The 19,572-nt window shown below is 44.7% G+C and carries 17 protein-coding genes; 3 read left to right on the forward strand and 14 right to left on the reverse strand.

The features are described from left to right. Nucleotides 1-27: 27 nt before the first annotated feature. Nucleotides 28-1,365 (reverse strand): beta-N-acetylhexosaminidase, encoded by a 1,338-nt coding sequence (gene nagZ / locus CS562_RS00185; RefSeq protein ID WP_246318134.1) that lies wholly within the window; start codon nucleotides 1,363-1,365, stop codon nucleotides 28-30. A gap of 480 nt (nucleotides 1,366-1,845) precedes the next feature. Between nagZ and CS562_RS00190 the strand changes: the two genes are divergently transcribed. Then, nucleotides 1,846-3,399, forward strand: a complete 1,554-nt coding sequence (locus CS562_RS00190) for an acetamidase/formamidase family protein (protein WP_099852659.1) — start codon at nucleotides 1,846-1,848, stop codon at nucleotides 3,397-3,399. Between the two features lie 72 nt (nucleotides 3,400-3,471). On the opposite strand, the gene CS562_RS00195 is transcribed toward CS562_RS00190, so the two are convergent. The 4 genes from CS562_RS00195 to CS562_RS00210 all read right to left on the reverse strand — a co-directional run bounded on the left by CS562_RS00195 (nucleotide 3,472) and on the right by CS562_RS00210 (nucleotide 8,119). Further along, nucleotides 3,472-3,918, reverse strand: coding sequence for an Lrp/AsnC family transcriptional regulator (locus CS562_RS00195; RefSeq protein ID WP_099853675.1), 447 nt, complete (start codon nucleotides 3,916-3,918; stop codon nucleotides 3,472-3,474). Between the two features lie 132 nt (nucleotides 3,919-4,050). Beyond that, nucleotides 4,051-5,151 (reverse strand): NADH:flavin oxidoreductase, encoded by a 1,101-nt coding sequence (locus CS562_RS00200; RefSeq protein ID WP_099852662.1) that lies wholly within the window; start codon nucleotides 5,149-5,151, stop codon nucleotides 4,051-4,053. Between the two features lie 322 nt (nucleotides 5,152-5,473). Continuing rightward, nucleotides 5,474-6,787 carry a hypothetical protein gene (locus CS562_RS00205; RefSeq protein ID WP_099852665.1) on the reverse strand — a complete coding sequence of 438 codons (1,314 nt, stop codon included), beginning with the start codon at nucleotides 6,785-6,787 and terminating at the stop codon, nucleotides 5,474-5,476. Between the two features lie 282 nt (nucleotides 6,788-7,069). Next, nucleotides 7,070-8,119 carry a 2,3-butanediol dehydrogenase gene (locus tag CS562_RS00210; RefSeq protein WP_099852668.1) on the reverse strand — a complete coding sequence of 350 codons (1,050 nt, stop codon included), beginning with the start codon at nucleotides 8,117-8,119 and terminating at the stop codon, nucleotides 7,070-7,072. A gap of 420 nt (nucleotides 8,120-8,539) precedes the next feature. Here CS562_RS00210 and CS562_RS00215 point away from each other — a divergent pair, with 420 nt between their 5' ends. Next, complete coding sequence (locus CS562_RS00215) at nucleotides 8,540-9,583, forward strand: LacI family DNA-binding transcriptional regulator (protein WP_099852670.1); 1,044 nt, start codon at nucleotides 8,540-8,542, stop codon at nucleotides 9,581-9,583. A 141-nt stretch (nucleotides 9,584-9,724) separates the two neighbouring features. Here CS562_RS00215 and CS562_RS00220 read toward each other — a convergent pair whose 3' ends face one another. From CS562_RS00220 to CS562_RS00230, 3 genes are all read right to left on the reverse strand, one after another. After that, a complete protein-coding gene (locus CS562_RS00220; protein ID WP_076291036.1) occupies nucleotides 9,725-10,699 on the reverse strand; it encodes a D-2-hydroxyacid dehydrogenase family protein in 975 nt (324 codons plus the stop codon). Between the two features lie 190 nt (nucleotides 10,700-10,889). Then, entirely contained in the window at nucleotides 10,890-11,141 is a 252-nt protein-coding gene (locus tag CS562_RS00225; RefSeq protein WP_099852673.1) for a hypothetical protein, read from the reverse strand. A gap of 33 nt (nucleotides 11,142-11,174) precedes the next feature. Then, complete coding sequence (locus CS562_RS00230; protein ID WP_099852675.1) at nucleotides 11,175-11,759, reverse strand: TetR/AcrR family transcriptional regulator; 585 nt, start codon at nucleotides 11,757-11,759, stop codon at nucleotides 11,175-11,177. Nucleotides 11,760-12,003: 244 nt separating this feature from the next. Between CS562_RS00230 and CS562_RS00235 the strand changes: the two genes are divergently transcribed. Then, nucleotides 12,004-13,224, forward strand: coding sequence for an MFS transporter (locus tag CS562_RS00235; RefSeq protein ID WP_099852678.1), 1,221 nt, complete (start codon nucleotides 12,004-12,006; stop codon nucleotides 13,222-13,224). Between the two features lie 6 nt (nucleotides 13,225-13,230). On the opposite strand, the gene CS562_RS32765 is transcribed toward CS562_RS00235, so the two are convergent. From CS562_RS32765 to CS562_RS00260, 6 genes are all read right to left on the reverse strand, one after another. Then, nucleotides 13,231-13,392 carry a hypothetical protein gene (locus CS562_RS32765; RefSeq protein ID WP_157258459.1) on the reverse strand — a complete coding sequence of 54 codons (162 nt, stop codon included), beginning with the start codon at nucleotides 13,390-13,392 and terminating at the stop codon, nucleotides 13,231-13,233. Between the two features lie 27 nt (nucleotides 13,393-13,419). Beyond that, nucleotides 13,420-13,869 (reverse strand): SRPBCC family protein, encoded by a 450-nt coding sequence (locus CS562_RS00240; protein WP_306553619.1) that lies wholly within the window; start codon nucleotides 13,867-13,869, stop codon nucleotides 13,420-13,422. 182 nt (nucleotides 13,870-14,051) lie between these two features. Beyond that, nucleotides 14,052-15,143: an HD-GYP domain-containing protein gene (locus CS562_RS00245; protein ID WP_099852681.1), complete on the reverse strand. Its 1,092-nt coding sequence runs from the start codon at nucleotides 15,141-15,143 to the stop codon at nucleotides 14,052-14,054. A gap of 277 nt (nucleotides 15,144-15,420) precedes the next feature. After that, complete coding sequence (locus CS562_RS00250; protein WP_099852685.1) at nucleotides 15,421-17,256, reverse strand: UbiD family decarboxylase; 1,836 nt, start codon at nucleotides 17,254-17,256, stop codon at nucleotides 15,421-15,423. 277 nt (nucleotides 17,257-17,533) lie between these two features. Next, nucleotides 17,534-18,871 (reverse strand): sensor histidine kinase, encoded by a 1,338-nt coding sequence (locus CS562_RS00255; protein ID WP_099852688.1) that lies wholly within the window; start codon nucleotides 18,869-18,871, stop codon nucleotides 17,534-17,536. After that, nucleotides 18,868-19,536, reverse strand: a complete 669-nt coding sequence (locus CS562_RS00260; RefSeq protein ID WP_099852690.1) for a response regulator transcription factor — start codon at nucleotides 19,534-19,536, stop codon at nucleotides 18,868-18,870. The genes CS562_RS00255 and CS562_RS00260 overlap by 4 nt, the downstream gene beginning before the upstream one ends. Nucleotides 19,537-19,572: the final 36 nt, after the last annotated feature.

Consider the following 19,572-nt stretch of genomic DNA (forward strand, 5'->3'; position numbering starts at 1 on the left):
TTTCCAAAATCATAACACAGGTGGGTACTATCGGGCATCGACCTGCTTACGCCAATCCACAATGTCAGCATTCAACTGCTTCAAATCTCCTGACGGCTGCTCCTCATCGGACAAGTTATACTTCTGCTTCAACGCCAGAATTCGATATACACTTTCATTAATTCGGGATTCTGAAATCTTCCCTGACTTCACTGCGTTCTTCAATGTATCAAAAATAGTCTTGGCACTCTCATAACTGTGAGCTACCAGCAGAATATCACTTCCTGCCTGAACTGTCGCTACGGCGGCATCTTTCAACTTATAATTTTTCGCGATCGCACCCATGCTCAGATCATCTGTGATGACCACACCGTCATACTTGAATTTGCCACGCAACTGCTGACCAATAATGACGTCCGACAAAGATGCCGGATGGTCGGGATCAAGCTTGGGAAACAAAATATGGGCTACCATAACCGCTTCCACCTGTTCCTTCACCGCTGCCTCAAACGGAATCCACTCCAGCTGGGCAAGTTGCTTCTCCGTTTTGTTCACGACAGGCAGATCCAAGTGGGAGTCCACTGACGTGTCTCCATGACCGGGAAAATGCTTCACCACCGGAATAATCCCTTCGCTGCGCAGCCCTTTCATCTCAGCTATGCCCATTTGTGAAACCAGACTGGCCGAACTTCCAAATGAACGATCCCCAATTACCGGGTTATTCGGATTACTATTTACATCCAGCACTGGAGCAAAATCGACGTTAAAACCTACCAGCTGAATTTGTCTTGCTAACAATTTGCCCATCGTTTCAGCCAAATCAGCATCCTTCGTCTTCCCCACTTTCCCATTGGAAGGTATAGACTCTACCGTTTCTGGCATTCGACTAACTTTGCCACCCTCCTGATCCACACTCATGAAAATTGGAACCGGATTGGAACGATTGGCATCCTTAATGGATTGCACGAACTTTGCCGTTCCTGGCACGGTCGAGACATTATTCGCATAGAAAATAATCCCTCCCACCTTCTGATCCGTGATCATCTGTTTCGCTTGAGCATCCAAAGTGGTCCCCTGAACACCCGCGAGAATCATTTGTCCAATCTTCTCATCCAAAGACAATTGGTGGAGCTGCTCTTTTACCGAATCTTTCTCTTCCTGAGGAGGCACTGTATTCTGTTGATCATCCTGACCATTCTGATTGTTTGCACCAGCGTTTGAATTCGCATTGGTCTCCGTTCCGGCATTATTGTTATTTTGCTCTGACGAGGAGGGCTTCTGTGACTCTCCACATGCGGATAAGAGCAACACTATTCCGAATAGCAGGAACAGCATTTGAAGCGTGTTTATGTGTTTGTTTTTTAACTTGTGATTATCGATATACAAGGATGGTCATCCTCCTTAAGCATTGTTGTCATTCAGTCTGAATGTGGTTCAGGCATAACCTTATCATAAGGTGGTTCATTTTCAAAATGGAGACGGCTCCAGTACAAATTCTAAAAATACAGCCTAAAACGCAAAAAATTTCCCCTTTCCGGGTAATTGTGTGGTACTTCATGGTGTTATTCCTTAAGGCGTGTGTGATTGAAGGGGATGAGAAAAGGTATCAGCGGTGCGAAAAATGGTTTCTGTTGTGAATTTTTCATATGTTGAAATTATTATTATAGGAAGGCAAAAAGCAGCTAATATTTACTAAGCATTTCAATTTGGAAATCTAATAATTTTAAGAATATTGGATAAATAACTTTAAAAAATATGAAAAATAAAACAAAAACTTTATATTGTTAACCTAAAATACATCTGTTATACTCTGATTCATATCATGTTAAGTAAAATGACATTATATCGAATGGGAGTGATTTTCGAATGAGAAATCGGTTTAAATGGAAGGTTTCCTCTGCGTTATCTGCTGTTTTATTAATACTTCCAGTCTCTTATGTTGCAAATGCTGACACAGTTCAAGTTAGAAACGTTCCGAAAACACATTATCTTGAAGCAAAATCGGAAAACGTACGCTGGGGTAATATCGGGAAAGGTGATCCCGTGCTTACGGTTAATTCGGGGGATATCGTCACGGTGGAAGCTGTTACGCACCACTCCGGCGATGATTATGAGCGCATGATCAAAGGTGATGCCGGCGCAGAAGATATTTTCCATTGGAGCGAAACGGAAAAACATGAGGCTGAACGTGGACCTGGCGTACATATCATGACGGGACCAATTGCAGTCGAGGGCGCTGAACCTGGCGATGTACTCGAAGTGAAGATTTTGGACATGAAGCTGCGCCCTAGCGGAAACGGGGAATATGCCGGTAAAACCTATGGTTCGAATGTAGCTGCAAACTGGGGCCTTTTATATGGTGAGATGGAAGAAACGCCGAATACACGTGAGGTTGTTACAATATATGAAATGGAGACGAAAGGTGGCAATGATTACGCCAAGGCACTGTACAGTTATCGCTGGACACCACAGACCGATCCAAGCGGCACAGTACATCCAACCATAGATTATCCAGGTGTTATCGTTGATCACTCGACGGTGGAAGAGAACCATGATGTGCTAAAAGGCATTCACGTCCCTGTCCGGCTGCATTTTGGCACAATGAGCGTGGCCCCCAAAGAAGCTGATGTTGTCGATTCCGTTCCACCATCGTATTATGGCGGGAATATCGATGATTGGCGCGTAACCGAAGGGGCAACGATGTATTATCCGGTATCTGTACCTGGAGCACTGCTTTCTGTGGGTGATCCGCACGCAGGTCAAGGTGATTCCGAATTGAACGGAACAGCGATCGAAACATCAGTGACCGGGGATATCCAGCTCATTCTTCACAAAAAAGCGGAGCTGGTCAACAAGTTGAAGGCGCTCAACTTCCCACTTCTTGAGAATGAAAACGAATGGGTTGTTCACGGCTTCAGCTATGCGAACCATTTGGCCGAACTGGGCAAGGATGCACAAACAGAAATTTTCAAGCAGTCTTCCCTGGATAAAGCGATGAAGGACGCTGCCAACAAAACGAAGTCTTTTCTGATGAGAGGCATGGATTTGACTGAAGATGAAGCATATTCACTGATGTCCGTTTCAACGGATTTCGGAATTACGCAGGTTGTTGACGGTAACTGGGGCATTCATGGCATCATCAACAAAAAAATCTTCGGGGAAAAAGAACAGAAGCGTGCACTGCTGCGCAACAGCTTTGAACAATTCGGGGCAGACATCGGATGGGACCCAGCAACCAAAATGATCACCATTCAATATAACGACAATACACTCTTGGCCAAAATCGGTGCCACAACAGCTACGTTTAATGAGGAAACGATCAAATTGACGGCGCCTATTCAATTGAACGATCAGAAACTGGCAGAAGTCAGCGAATATTTCGTAACCTTCTACCGGGCAAAATTGTCCAAGACGGAATAATCACACTCTTCTGTTTCTGTAAAGGAAATAAACAAGAACCGTTAGTCTTCAGAGCCTGACGGTTCTTGTTCGTTAAATATTCAATCCATCCTGGTTTTTGTGTCGCTTCAACAAAATCTGGTTTTCCACCCGAAGCAACCCTTCCAGAGAGTAAATCGATTCGTTCATGAAGTGTTCCATTTCCTCGATGCTCTCCACAAGAATGTGGGTGTGCAGGATGCAAGCCCCCGTCATTTCATAAAGCACGGCCACCCGCTCGTTTTCTTTCAGCGCCGCCACAATCTTGTCCAAATGCTTGGGTTCAACCTCCAGCTCAAGATAAGCAGAAATTTTTTTCCCAAGCTTCTCGGCACTGATTACAATTGAAAATTGCTCAATAATCCCTTGATTTACAAGACGTTCAATACGTTCCTTAACCGCTACCCCTGAAAGGCCGACCTCTTTGGACAGATCAGTGTACGAGATTCTGCTGTTCTGGGCCAAACGCCGCAAAATATGGCTATCAATCGTATCCAGCACCGTCATTCACCCCTCTATGTACTATATATTGTAACAGAAAAACAGTGTCACAGAAAAACAGACAACTCCTAATTACTTGCTTACCTGATCATACGAAAGCCGCCTTTCGGCGGCATCAGGTTTGTTTTCAGTTTAGAGTGTTTTCAATGCTTCTGCTGTAAACGGAACAATTTCGGACTGACGTCCTTCGCGAACTTTGTTTGGCCATTCCGGATCACTCAGCAATACACGTCCCAACGCGATCAAGTCAAATTCATGATTCTCCATTTTCTCGTTCAACTGATCCAGATGAGCGTCACCTGTTCCCTGGTTTTCGTTCGCTCTGTCCACGAATTCAGCTTCGAGCCCTACTGATCCAACAGAGATCGCCGGCTTGCCACTTATTTTCTGTGTCCAGCCTGCAAGATTCAGCTCTGAGCCATCAAATTCCGGCAGCCAGAATCGACGGGTCGAGCAGTGGAAAATATCTACACCTGCAGCCGTGAGGGGTGCAAGGAATTGCTCCAGTTGTTCTGGTGTTTCCACCAGCCGTGCGTCGTAGTTCCCCATTTTCCATTGGGAGAAACGAAGTACGATCGGAAAGTCAGGACCTACTGCAGCGCGACATGCTTCAATAACTTCAACAGCAAAACGCGTGCGCTGTGTCAGATCGCCTCCGTATTTATCCGTACGACGGTTGGTATGCTCCCAGAAGAATTGATCAATCAGATAGCCATGTGCCCCGTGAAGCTCAATACCATCAAAACCGATGCGCTGCGCATCTGCTGCTGCTTGGGCAAACGCCTCGATAAGACCCCTGATCTCGTCTTCTGACAATGGTTGTCTTTCAGATTCACCTGCCATGCTTATTCCCGATGGGCCTACCGGCTCAGCTTCTGCATTAGGCAGGTCGCCTGAACGGCGGGCTGTACCCACATGCCACAATTGTGGCATGATTTTGCCACCTGCCTCATGGACTGCTTTGACTACATTCGCCCAACCCTGCAGTGATTCTTCGCCATGGAACAGCGGAATGCTCGCGCCACTAATGGATGAAGGGTGGTTAATACCCGTTCCTTCCGTAATAATCAGCCCTACACCTCCGGCTGCTCTGCGACGATAGTATTCCACGACCTCTGGTCCGGGTACTCCTTCGGGCGAAAATCCACGAGTCATGGGTGCCATGACGATCCGGTTGGACAGGGTAAGCTTGTCCGAGGTAAATGGTTTAAACAAAGCTGACGGTACATTCATTGTGTAATGCTCCTTTACGATTAGATTGGAAGAAAACATGTATACTTTCTTACACATGCTCTTGTATTACTACCACAGAAGTTATTCTGTGATTTGATTAACATATATCACCTTTCTATTTTAAAGTTTCTAATTTTTATTTTCAAATTTTCGATAAAGAGGCACTACCCATCTCTTGAACACAAAATAGGGCAAGCCCGATGTAGCTTCAGCTAAGAAGTTCTACGATCTCGGCCTGCCCTGTACAATTAACCTAAACGGCTCTCTCTGTAACCAAAAATGTGGATGAAGCATAGTATATAATCCATAATCTTCCTTTCGTTTAATTAGAATTAACAGGGATATCATTGCGATTAACTCTCAGTAGTTTGCCTGATGAAATCGATAGAACATCGGGGTCTGTGCCCAGTCCAAAGTAGAAATCACCTTCGTGTTCTTCAAAAGACTTAGCGTACGTGTCCTGGTTAAAACGGAGAATTTCATTCCATGTGGTCAGATCTGTGGATTGATATACCCGGTTTATATAGAGATTCGCACTTTTGCGAGTGTAGGTAAGCACATAGACCTTCCCTTCCCGAAGCAGAAGATCCGTAGGAAGAGCTTGAGTATCTGGCAAAATGACGCGTGTTGCCTGATTAATGTCGGTCATTACATTCAAGGATTTGGGTAACAGTTGCCCGTCATTGAATACCCCTCCGACAATATAAAGCAGCTTATTGTTGAAATTAATGTTTTTCCCTATTTTATTATACGGGACGGTGCCCGTTTGATAGGATAATCCCGGAAGCATCTTGTTACCATAGATGACGACGTCTTTCTTTTCAAGCTTCTCATTAATCTCTAATATATTGGTTTTATCGCCCCAAATATTATTGGCAGGATACATCATGCCTGAAGCATATAATTTGCCCTTGATCTCAAATAGCGTATATGCCCTGAAGCCAAACGTATTGATGGTTGCGAATTTTTGCCAACTTTCCCCTTGATCATGAGAGATTAACACAGTAGGTTTCTGCTCGGTACCCAGCGCTGCAAACAGTTTGCCCTGATAGGACGCCAAATCATATACGTGTACACCTAGCGGCAGATTACGATACTTTGTCCATACATCTCCGTCTAACCGGTAGAAGTTCCCCATATCCCACTGCTCACCGTCCGAATCATTTCCGGGAATATACAATTTGTCGTTCAGCACTTTATAAATGTCTATCTGTTCCTCATCTACAAATAATTTGGTCGAAGGAACGATGCTCGGATTGTTATTGGTGACGGCCTGGGTTATAAATTTGGGATTGGCTGTATCGTAATAGATGACTGGAATCGGACCCGCATTAGGTGAAACACCTAAATTACTGCTGTTCCCGTGACCCATATATATTTTTCCTCTGTACAATTGCAAATCCCAGACATTGTTGGCATACGGTGCTTTCTTAAAAGGTTTTCCAAGCAACTCGATCTTGGACGTCACATCGGCTGATGTGATGGGTGCATTGGACACCTTAGCAAGTGCCCGTTCGGCAGTCGGCTGCTGATCGGTGGAAACATTGTTTTTGGGTTTCGAATTACCCATAAGCAGCCAGCCCATGCCTGCAACAACCGTCAAAATCACGGCCGCCCACTTCGTGTTCCTCTGCATGTCCGCTTCCTCCTTCATTTTTATGAGATAACACCTTTACAGCAAAAAGATACAATTTGTATCTTTTCATATTATGTAAAACAAAACGTACTTGCAACAAATTCCGCCCGCTCCGTGCAAAAAAAATAGACAATCGCATCCGAAGATACGTTGTCTATTTGTCATAATTCATTGGTGGTTGCCTACCGATTGAGGATCAGTTCCAATTGAGCTCCATCTAGGTGCCTGTTTCCATCCGCTGACTTTCACTCTATTACTTGGCTTGTGATTCGCTTGGTAAAGTTACTCTGCTTTCACCAGAATTTTAACCTGATTTTTCTCTTTCAGCAGTGCTTCAAATCCATGCTCTACCACTTCGTCCAGGCTGATTCGTTTGGTTACCAACTTATCAGCTGGGAAGAAACCTTTAGCCATCAGACTAATTACAGCCGGGAATACGTCACGGTAACCGATAATGCCATTGACCGTACGCTCCTTCATAACAATGGAGTTTGGCAGAATTGGTGCTTCCTGTTCAAAAATGCTGACGATCATCAATTCACCGCCAATACGCGTTGAATCAATCGCTTGTTGCAGCACCCGTGGTACACCCGTTACTTCATAAGCTACATTCACGCCACCTTGCGTACGTGCATGGATTTCTTCCACCACATTGTATTGTGTAGGATCAATAACAATGGCGCCAAGTTCTTCCGCTTTGGCTTTACGTTCCTCGGATAATTCCACTACATAAATATCCGATGCTCCAGAAGCTTTCAATGCTTCAATAACCAACAACCCGATTGGACCCGCACCAAAAACAGCTGCAGTGTCGCCAACTTTCAGTTTACTTTGACGAACTGCATGAAGAGCTACTGCGGAAGGTTCCACCAACGCTCCTTGTTCGTATGAGATGGAATCTGGAATGGCATGTACCATATATTCCTCAGCTGTTACATACTCCGAGAAACCTCCGCCGCCACCAGCTAGGCCCAAGAAACCCATCTGATCGCACAAATTATATTTCCCTTGTTTACAGGCTTCACAATGACCACATGCATAGATCGGTTCCACCACAACGCGGTCACCTGCCTTATAACGTGTCACGCCTTCTCCTACTTCAACGACTTGTCCTGAAAATTCATGCCCCATCACAACAGGTGCTTGTTCCCCTGTTAGCGGATGCGGTGCTTGAGCCGGAATGAAGATCGGGCCAGCAGTGTACTCGTGCAAGTCACTGCCACAGATTCCACACCACTCCACTTTTATTTTAACCTTCCCCTGTTCAGGGCGGGGTTCATCAATATTTTCAAGACGCAAATCTTTTACTCCATGCCAACGCAATGCTTTCATTTGTTTCATCTCCCAGATCATAAGTTTTGATATAATCGGAAACGTTTCCGTAAGTTAAATATGTCACATTTTAAATAGGCTGTCAAACATAATTTGTCACACATATGTCTATCTTATGAATTTTACGTCGATAATTCTGGTGTAATGCCAGCGTTTTCAATATATTGATCATTTTTTTTGCTCTGTGCTTTTCTGTACGTTCTCTCTCGTGTATATTTAATTCAACTGATATAGAATGCACGATTTATCTCTATTTATCCATTCGGTTCTTTTGGAAAGCAACAGACATCTCTGCTCTTTAATCGTATTCACAGGATACTTATTGGCTCAAATGTTATAATCAAGGTATAGGATTGTCATTTCATTCGTACATATTTTCAAAATTCGGAATCGTTTCCGATGAAGTGAGGTTAACTAAACGTGAGTAAAGATCAGAAGGTTACGATCAAGGACGTTGCAGAACTTGCAGGTGTAGGTATCGCTACCGTCTCCCGAGCCATCAACAATTCCGATGGCATCAGCAACAAAACACGGGATAAAGTCATGCAGGCCATAGAGCAGTTAGGATTTGTCCCCAATACCTCTGCCCAGAGTTTGAAAATACGCCAGACGCATCAGATCGCACTGGTTGTACCCGACATCCGCAATGCCATCATTCCCGAGATCTCTTGGTCTGTTGAACAAACGGCGAAGCAGCATGGGTATCATGTGGTTCAAATCAATACGGCTGGTAATGCACGAACGGAACTGGAAACCATTCGTACGATCAAAAAACTGCATGTGGACGGGCTTATTTTCATGCCATTGGCATATCCCAAAACGTTGCCTGGCTTAATTGATAAAGCCCCCCTTCCCATTTCCATGATCAATTACGGTAAAAAGCTGGACCCTGGCATGAAAGCAGATGTCGTTTCTCTTTCACAGCCAGAAGGGAAACTGGTGATGGAACATCTGATTAAGATTGGACGGACCCGCATCGCATACGCCGGTGCCCCCAAAGATATTATTGAAGAACGTTATCGAGCTTATGAGCAGGCACTGGGACATGTAGATATCTCGCTTGTTTACTTCGGAGAAGATTTCTCATTGAATACGGGAGCTAATGCAGCGGATTATTTCTTTGGGCTGACTCACATGCCAGATGCCGTATACGCGATTAACGATATGGTCGCGATCGGACTGGTAAATCGGTTTAAAGAACTCGGCGTTCGTGTCCCTGAAGATATCGCTGTTGTGGGTGTCGATAATAATCAATGGACTACCGTTACGTCTCCGCAGATCAGTTCTGTCTCGATTATGGGCGAAGAAGTGGCCCGACTTGCTACGGAATTGCTGTTAAAACGGATTCGAGAGATAAGCACCACGGATTACGAACATATTCAATTTGAGCCACGGTTAATTGTGCGCGGCTCCAGCGTTGCCATGATCCGCTCATCTTCACAAGAACCACCCACAGAAGAATGATTGTGAAGTCACCGGATTTAATGGACAATCCAAACCCCCGATAATCACAAAAAGGTGTTCACCAGGAATGAACTTCTTCCTGAGAAACACCTTTTTTTATCTTCATTCACACCCTTTTATATCAAACCCACCTCCGAGCAACTACTTCTTCGAAAGCAATTGTCTAATTGGTGTTCCTTTCATAAACATCTCAATATCCTCTACGGTATGGTTAAAATAAATCGCATAGTTGCCTTGAGTCACATAACCCAGGTGCGGCGTTGCCAGCAGATTGGGCAGTGTACGCAACATATGATTCACAGGAAGAGGTTCCTGTTCATATACGTCCAGACCTGCCCCGGCAATCCACTCATTCTGTAAAGCTTCGACCATCGCCTCTTGATCCACAATGCCTGCACGGGACGTATTGATCAATAAAGCGGTATTTTTCATCCGTTGCAACTCGGCTCGTCCGATCAGATTACGAGTGCGATCACTGAGCACCAGATGAATGGAAACAATATCGCTTTGTTCAAGCAGCTGTTCCTTGGTCTCTGCCCATTGGACTCCCTGTTCCTCTGCTCTTGCCTGTGTCAAATTCTCACTCCAGGCGATCACGTTCATACCAAAGGCTTGTGCAATCTCTGCCATTCGGCTGCCAATCTTTCCTAAACCGAGCAATCCCAATGTCTTTCCGTACAAATCCATGCCAACTGTACTCTGCCAATTCCGATTGGAGCGCAGTGCGTTATTTTCAGTTACCAGCTGTCTGGACAGACCCAGTATCAGCGCCCATGTGAGTTCAGTCGGAGGGTTCGAGCTGCCTTCCGTGCCGCACACGATTACACCGTTTTCTTCCGCAGCCTGGAGGTCAATGGAGGCATTGCGCATGCCGCTTGTAATCAGAAGCTTAAGATTGGGTAATTGAGTAATCACGGATTCAGGAAAAGGTGTACGCTCACGCATCAAGACAATAATTTCAAAATCCTGCAGTTCCTGAACGACCTTCTCTTCTGATCCCAAGTAATTATTGAACGTCTGAACCTCAACTCGATCCAGGATAGGAGTCCAATCCGCTGAAGAAAGGGCTACATTCTGATAATCATCCAATATGGCACAACGCAACTTCGTCTGCATGGTTGAATCTCCTCCTCATATATGTGCATCATCAAACATTCTTTGAACATGTTACCCGAATATGTAAATCATAGTATACACCCTAATTTAATCTATACCCTATCTGTATTGTATCAACTCAAGCCCTCATCTGCCCAATGTCCTCAGACACAAAAAGAGCAGGAACAGATTCCCGCTTGTCGCTCTCACTTCAGAATAGCTTGAAAAGCAGCGCCGTGATCAGTATGGCCATCGCCACTTGAAGCAAGGATCGTATTTTCCAAAAAATCGTATCTAATTTTGATTGATCATTCTCTGTCAGCGAACCCACAATAGCAATAAAAGCAAGTATGCCAATCACAATCAAACTGAACTGGATAATCCCCATCCCGCCGTATGTTGTCAGCAGCACACCTATAATATATAAAACGACAAGGTAGATCCTATGAAAATAACGTTCCATATGAACACCCTTTCTAAAAATGAAATCCTTCCCTCATTCCTCAAGCAACGATAACGTAACCTTAATACTCTGCTGCACAAATGAGCGATCTGGCTCCGATTTCATCATCACGGTCAATCCAATCATCGAAACAACCAGAGACTTGGACAACGCACTTGAGTCGAGATCATTAGACAATTCCCCTGTTTCCTGCCCCCGTTCAATCGTCTCCTTGAAAATCGCCGCCAGATACATCTGGTGCTCGCGTGTCAGGACAGCGAATTTGGGGTCATGCGGAGCCAATTCAACCATCGTATTGATGCAAAAACAGCCGTGACGAGCATCTGTCACATCCTCTTCTGCTCCGATATGTTCAAATAAGGCACGGAAGGCTTCTTTTACAGAGGATGTATGTTGAAGCCTGGATCTGACTTGAGCGGCATGCAAAGTTGTATATCTGCGAAGTGCCGTTTCAAACAATTCCTTTTTGTCACCAAAAGCCGCATATAGACTGGGACGCTGAATCCCCATAGCTGTTGTCAAATCACTTAAGGATGTCGCTTCAAAGCCCTTATCCCAAAAAATCTGCATTGCCGCTTCCAATGCCTGATCCGTATCAAATTCCCGTTGTCTAACCATGTATTCACCTTCTTTATGTATCGATCAGTATATAACTATTTTATCTAGATCCAATTCTCATGTCAAATCCATCTCGATATATAAAGAAGACAATCAAACATTTCAATTCAACTCTTGACATCGCGTCAAAGCGTGAAGTATGTTTATTCCGAATCATAATGTACTGATCGGTATATTTAAATTCAACAGTGTTCTTTCTGCTCCCCTAACTTAGCACATTCGAATACAGAAAGGTGAATCATCCATGCAAAATGCATCTCATCAAGCACATCCCTTCAGCGAAGGACGTTCAGGCATGTCCCGCCTTGTCGCGCTTTTATTCGCCCTATGCAGCGGACTGGCGGTAGCCAACATTTATTATGCCCAGCCTTTGCTCGACTCCATTGCTGAAGAGTTTAGTATCTCTCATTCCTCTATTGGAATCGTTATTACCGTAACCCAGATTTGTTACGCCCTCGGATTGTTATTACTGGTCCCTCTTGGTGATCTATTGAATCGACGCAAGCTGATCATTATCCAGATGCTTTTATCCGTAATCGCCCTGATAACTGTAGGTACCTCATCATCCAGTCAAATCTTATTTATTGGAATGGCAGCGATTGGGTTGCTTGCCGTGATTACACAAACACTCGTTGCCTTTGCCGCCTCCCTGGCTGCACCTTCTGAACGAGGGCGTATCGTCGGTCTGGTCACTAGCGGAATCGTCATTGGCATATTACTGGCGCGAACTATAGCAGGCACGTTGAACGATTGGATCGGCTGGAGATCAGTCTATCTCTTCTCTGCCAGTCTGACATTACTCGGGATTATCGCCCTGTTTCTGGTACTCCCAAAACACGAACCCAAACGAGAGAAACTCAGCTACACCCAATTGATCGTTTCTGTCCTGCAACTATACCGAGAGCTGCCTATTCTGCGGACACGCGGCGTTCTCGCCATGTTGATCTTCACAGCCTTCAGCATTCTGTGGACTTCCATGGTGTTGCCACTTAGCGCTCCGCCACTTTCCCTGTCACATACTGCTATTGGAGCCTTTGGTCTTGCGGGAGCTGCTGGTGCCCTGGCTGCTGCACGTGCCGGAAAACTGGCTGATCGGGGATTGGGACAAAAGACGACGGGCGTCGCTCTTGTCATATTGCTTCTATCCTGGCTGCCCATTGGCTATGTTCACCACTCATTATGGCTGCTTATAGCTGGGGTAATTATGCTTGACCTTGCCGTGCAGGCCGTACATGTCACCAACCAGAGTCTGATCTATGAAGTCCGACCTGAGGCGCAGAGCCGTTTGACGGGCGCCTACATGATCTTTTATTCAATAGGAAGTGCTACCGGCTCCATTGCTTCTACTCAAGTGTACGCATGGGCAGGTTGGACTGGCGTTTGCTGGCTGGGTGCAGGCGTTAGTGCCGCTGCGCTTCTGTTCTGGGCCTTTGATCGGTATATCCATCGGAATTCGGATCAATAAATGAACTTAATCCAGCTTATTCCATACCACGATAAACAGAGTGGCTAACGGACCAAATAACAGGGAAATCAGAAACCAGTTACGACCACTTCTGTTTTTCCCCTGGGCAAGTCCGGCATTAATAAGAGCAAGTGTACCCCAACCCACAAAATATTCGTTTTCCATCAAACATCATCTCCTCCTGACAGATCAGCTCTATTTATTCTCTAGTAACGCCTTTAGCTTCAAATTACGGCTCTCCAGGAAAGCCTGCATATACCTCTTGAGCACAATCCGCTCTGCGACCCAACCCAGAACACCAAGGGGAGCTTCAAATCTCAGTGTGTCCCTCATACAAGTGGTCTGCTCGCCAAGCTTGCTGAAGCTGTGTTCATGTCTCATGCTCTTGAAAGCACCTTTCTCCATCTGATCCACAAAGAGATACGGCCGATTGTACTCGGCGATCCGGGAAGTCAGCTTCTGCCTTATCCCAAAATGGCTCGCTTCGAAAGTTACCGCATCACCTTCACCAATTCTGCCCGTTGTCACACCTGCTACAGCCTGCTCATGGGTATGTTTCCAGACCGTCCGGGTATGAATATCAATGTCCCGCGCATAGTCAAAGCATCGCTCGATGGGCGCATGTATTGTAATCTCAGTTACCACTTCAATCAAGGACGATCCCTCCTTTTCTGTTTCCTTTTCCTAAAAAGGAAGATTAAGGTCTTTGCAAAGTATACTCCTGGTCTCCATGAAGAACAACGCAGCGCATGATCTAAATGAAAAACGGGTCCCCTGTTATCTTATAGGAGGCCCGTTTTCTGTGTGAATTCATTTGATATGCAAACTTAGATAATTAATTCATTAATGGCAAGAGTTCGTTCTTTGGACAGATCACGATATTGTTCCGATTCCACCTTGATCAGTGGTTTGAAAATATCGGATGTATTGTTCATGACAATAACACCCCGCTCACCGTTGCTCAGCAGTACTTGTTTACCAATAAAATTAGGAAGCAGATGCTGCATCAAGGCTTGAACCGGCTTTTCATTCAATTTCCCGAATCCCATCGCATAGATATCTCGCAAGTTGTTAATCAGGTTCGGATTGCTGCTTCCGTGACTGCCAGATCTCATTCCGATGTATATGTCAGCGACAGATACGATTTGTGTGTATGGATGAATCTCATCTTTCTTCAGTTGCATCGGATATCCGGTACCATCCTCAAGTTCATGATGCTGAAGAGCTACCAACGCAGTAGCTTCATCCGTCATGGAACTTTTGATAATATCATGTCCATAGATCGTGTGACGCTGCAATTCGAGCTGTTCATCTGCGGTTAACGGTTCCATCTTGTTGCGTATCCGATGAGATACCTTGCATTTGCCAATATCGTGAAGATAGCCCCCACGACTGATCTGGTAACTCTCTTTTTGGGAATAACCAAGCCAGTTAGCCAGGTAAAATGACAACAGTCCAACCTGAATGGAATGTGTGTAGTTATTGACATCATCCCGTTCCAGCATCATCAGGAGATGTACGACATCCTTTTGCTCGTCCAGTCCCTCCACCATCGGTTGAAGCGCATCGTCCACCATCGTAGCGTTGAACTTACCCACCGTCAATGCTTCTAGAAACGCGGATTGATAGTTATGTACAGTTTGTATAAATTGAGATTTCATTTCTTCTTCAGGCGGTTCTTCCTTGGTGCTTGTGCTTGCTCCAGATGCAAATTTTGCTGCAGCAGCAAAGAATTCCGCTTCCGTGATCTCTTCCTCGCGTGGTTCAATATCCACATAGTCTACGCGGTGCTGCATCAGCAAGGTGATATCTTCACTTTTGATCACAGTACCCTGACCCAGAACGTGTAATCCCGCTTCGCTGAATGTATCCGCAGTTAGACGGTCTCCATCTTGCAGGTTCATAATATGGATTCTCAAATCGGTATTCCCCCTGAACAATCATTTATAGTCAACAGTACCCGTTAGATCGGGTCCCAAAAATCCCTATACTACTTTATATCGATAAATACATTCTTTTTCTCCATAGTCCAAACGACCTTAATCGTAAAAGGAAATACGAACGTATAAGACTTTATTCTCAGTCCCATTTTCAAAAAAGTCCCGGTTTGATTTTGTATTTAGATAACGGAGATCTTGTTTTACACATATATAACCAAAAAGCCCAAAAAAATCTTTGGGCTTTTATTGAATTCATCTATATTTTGATCGAGCTTAGACTCGCACTCTGTACGAAAAAGCGTTCAATGCCTTTCTCAACAGAAGGGTCCGGAATTAACGGTGGCGCCTGATGCGGCTTCACTCTGGCATCAATAATGATCTGGTCACAGCCCCAATGTTTATAGTTGTAACTGCTGTTCACACCGTACATATCATGGGACGGATTACTGCGGGTAAATGTCGCCCACAAGAAGTTGCTGAGGTTCGCACTCAGGAAAGAACTATCGTCACATAACACAATCATTGGACAAGAAGACAGGTCTCCTTTTTCCTTTAGCATATCCGTAAATGCCTTCATTTCTTGTTCTGTATCCGCATAACTGGTGAACGGCGCACCCTGAACGGCTACAACTCCTGGCATTACGAGCTGCGGATTGCTATACCCCCGGATATCCTTCAATGTCTCTGGTACTTCACGGCACAATTCCCGTTTCTTGTCCCCATAGGCTGCAAATACAACCTTACTGCCGCTGTTCAATCCGGTTCCCGAGTAATCCAGCGTATCGATCGTTGTATTGGTATGGAAATGAATGTCCCGCTGCAGATCCATTCGTTCCAGGATGTACGTCAGGAATTCCACTTCCCGGTGCGTATCCAGCGGTTGCTGATCTTCTGCTGTGATAAACAAATACTTCGCCAGACTGAGCTGGCCTGTACCCAGAATGCGACTCGCAATCGTAAGCAGCTCTGTTGGCTGTTTTACCGACTGATAGGGCGTATAACGCTCACTTCCGATCGCGAACAGAAGCGGATGCACTCCTGCTGCGTCGACTGCGTGGACTTCTTTTACACCCGGAATCTCCTGTTTAATGGCATCACCCGTAATTTCGTGAATCAGATCCCCAAATGCAGTATCCTCTTGTGGAGGACGACCCACCACGGTAAATGGCCAGATCGCATTCGGCTTGGCGTACACTTTATGCACTCTCATTAGCGGGAACGGATGGGTCAGACTGTAATATCCGAGATGATCACCAAACGGTCCTTCAGGCTTCGTCTCGTCCGGGTAAATATCACCCGTGATGACAAAGTCGGCGTCATTGCTGATGCAATACCCATCCTTATAGCTATAACGGAAACGACGGCCGGCAAGTAGTCCTGCGAAAGTCATCTCACTGAGTCCTTCCGGCAAAGGCATCACAGCAGAAAGTGTATGTGCCGGCGGCCCCCCAATGAAGACGCTCACTTTCAGAGGTTCTCCCTTTTTGACCGCTTTGGCCTGATGAATACCAATTCCGCGATGGATCTGATAATGAAGTCCAATTTCCTTATTCAGTTCATAATCATTACCACTTAGCTGTACCCGGTACATGCCCAGATTGGAGTTCATGATGCCTGGCTTGTCCGGGTCTTCCGAATAGACTTGAGGCAGTGTAACGAATGCTCCACCATCCATGGGCCAATGCTTGATCAACGGCAGATCCGAAATCTGAATCTCTTGCGCAGTTACAGGCAAACTGATGGACTTCTGCTTAGGTAGAGCCTGCCAGGCGGCAAGACCTGTGCTGATATGCTGAAATGGCGTCTTGAGTGCCTTCATTGGATCATCCCGAACAGCCATGACACGTTGTACACCTTCAAGCGTTCCACGGAACATGAATTTGCTTCGTTCCAGTGTACCGAACAGGTTGGAAACAGCCTGGAACTTCGAGCCTTTCACATTTTCGAAAAGCAGAGCTGGGCCTTTCGCCTCATGCACTTTCATATGTATCGCTGCCATCTCCAAATGAGGGTCCACTTCTTCCTTCACTCGAATCAAATGTCCATGTTGCTCCAGATCATTAATGCAATCTTCCATATTGCGATATTTCATTGGATGGCTCCATTCTTTATATAATAAATTGTTATGTTCATATATTCACATAGATGTGCAAGGGTAGCGGATAGAATCAAACGTTGAATCTACTTCATTCTCGTCACACTACAAATGGATTGATGCTCGCATCTCTTCTATCTTATCAAATCATCTGCCACTAAACAAAACAATATATTAAATCTCTTACGCAGCACACCAAAAAGCAATATTCAGGCAACAGGAGTCCTGCATTCATAAGGACCACAATTGCTTAAATATTGCTAATTGAGTTTACTTAAGATGCAATCGAAGGTCTTGGGATCGTAACCGTAAACTGCGTTCCTTCTCCAACCCTGCTCTCCACATCAATTGTACACTCATGTAATTTCAAAATTTTAATCACGATGGAAAGTCCTAATCCATTGCCTCTAAGTGAACTGCTCCGTGCTTTGTCCACCATATAAAATCGATCGAAAATATACGGAAGGTCTCCCTCCGGTATACCTTGTCCTGAATCTCTAATGGATACCTTCACAGATGACGGGGACATCTCGATTGCGACGTGAATGACCCCATCCGGCCCCGTATATTTTATCGCATTGTTGATTAAATTCTGCCAGACCTGCTCAAACAGATCTTTATCTACGGTAATTTCGCAAGGTAATAAATCCAATTCAATTTTGATATTTTTGTGCGCCCACTGGGGCTCTGCTAATACGATCGCTCTTCTTAATTGTTCATCTAATTGAAAGGTAGTGAGATTAAACGGATGGTGCTCCGAATCCAGTGAGGCTAACCGGAGTAAATTATCACTTAGCCTGGAAAGGCGCAATGTTTCCTCGTATATGATATCCAGATGCTCTCTCTGCTCTTCCAATGGGATGACACCATCTTGCAGCGCTCTTGTAAACCCTCTAATCGATGTTAGTGGAGACTGCATTTCATGAGAGACATTACTGACAAAATCATCACGCACCGAGTCTATTTTTTGCAACTCACGAGCCATATGATTAAAACTCTCCATCAGCTCACCAAACTCATCTGGATTATTATGCTTCAAACGGACAGACAGATCGCCTGATGCCATTTTCTTAGCTGCAGCAGTTAGCCTTTTGATCGGTTTCACAATGTACCCAGACATGAACATGATTAATAAGCTTCCTATGATTAAGACAGTTAATAGCGATATAACTAATGTACGTTTCACATTATGAAAAATCGATGAAAAATTAATTTTGATCAGAAGCGCATCTTTCTCTTCATTCATCCTTGGAACACCGACAATCGCTGTTTCATCTTTATTGGATAGAATGAACGCTTCCCTGGTATTTTCATCGAATAATTCATGAACTTTATCATCTGGTAAGGAAGCAAGCACTTCACTTTGTTCGTTCACGGAAGTAATATTCAAGCCGTATCGCGCAAAGATATTCAAACTTGTCTTCACTTTTTCCGGATCATCAATCAGATTTATCATCGTAGCGATATCTTCAGCAATCGTTACCATGGAGTGATTCGGTGTGTTTTCTTGAGACCGTATATTTAAAATAAAGGAGAGAATTAAACTAACGATCACTATACCAAAAAAAGTAACTACGATTCGTAGACGCAGGCTTTTCCTCACGATTTTCATACACTCTCCAAACGATATCCAAGTCCTCTAATCGTCGAAATGATAAGCTCAGGGATCGGTTCCAGCCGTTCTCTTAGCCTTTTGATATGCACGTCAACGGTACGCTCATCACCTTCATAATCGATACCCCATATATCTTCTATAAGCTGTGTACGTGTGAATATTTGCCCTGGCAAACTCGCCAAAGCAAACAATAATTCACATTCCTTCTTTTTCAATTCAACCGATTGAGCTCCTGCCTCCACTGTCAAATTGCTCAGATTAATCATTGCACCGCCTATATGAATAACATTCGATGAAATCTTGTTGTATCTCTTCATTAAAGATTTTACACGCAAGATTAACTCTACAGGATCAAAAGGTTTTACTAAATAATCGTCTGACCCTGCATTGAATCCTCTGACTTTATCCTTGGATTCTCCTTTGGCAGTCACCATCAGAATCGGAATATCCATATAAGATCGAATATCTTCGGTCAGTTCAATACCATCTACACGTGGCATCATCACATCTACAATCGCTAAATCAATTTTGGTATGAGACAAGATATTCAGTGCTTCTTGGCCATCCGGCGCTTCCACAACGGAAAACTGATTAGTTTCAAGGTATATTCGAATCAATTTGCGGATATGGGAATCATCATCAACCACAAGAATTGTGTTCATTTATGCATTATCCTTTCCGCAATTTTCATTATTCAC

It is taken from the genome of Paenibacillus sp. LK1 (assembly GCF_002750415.1).
Taxonomy (GTDB): domain Bacteria; phylum Bacillota; class Bacilli; order Paenibacillales; family Paenibacillaceae; genus Paenibacillus; species Paenibacillus taichungensis.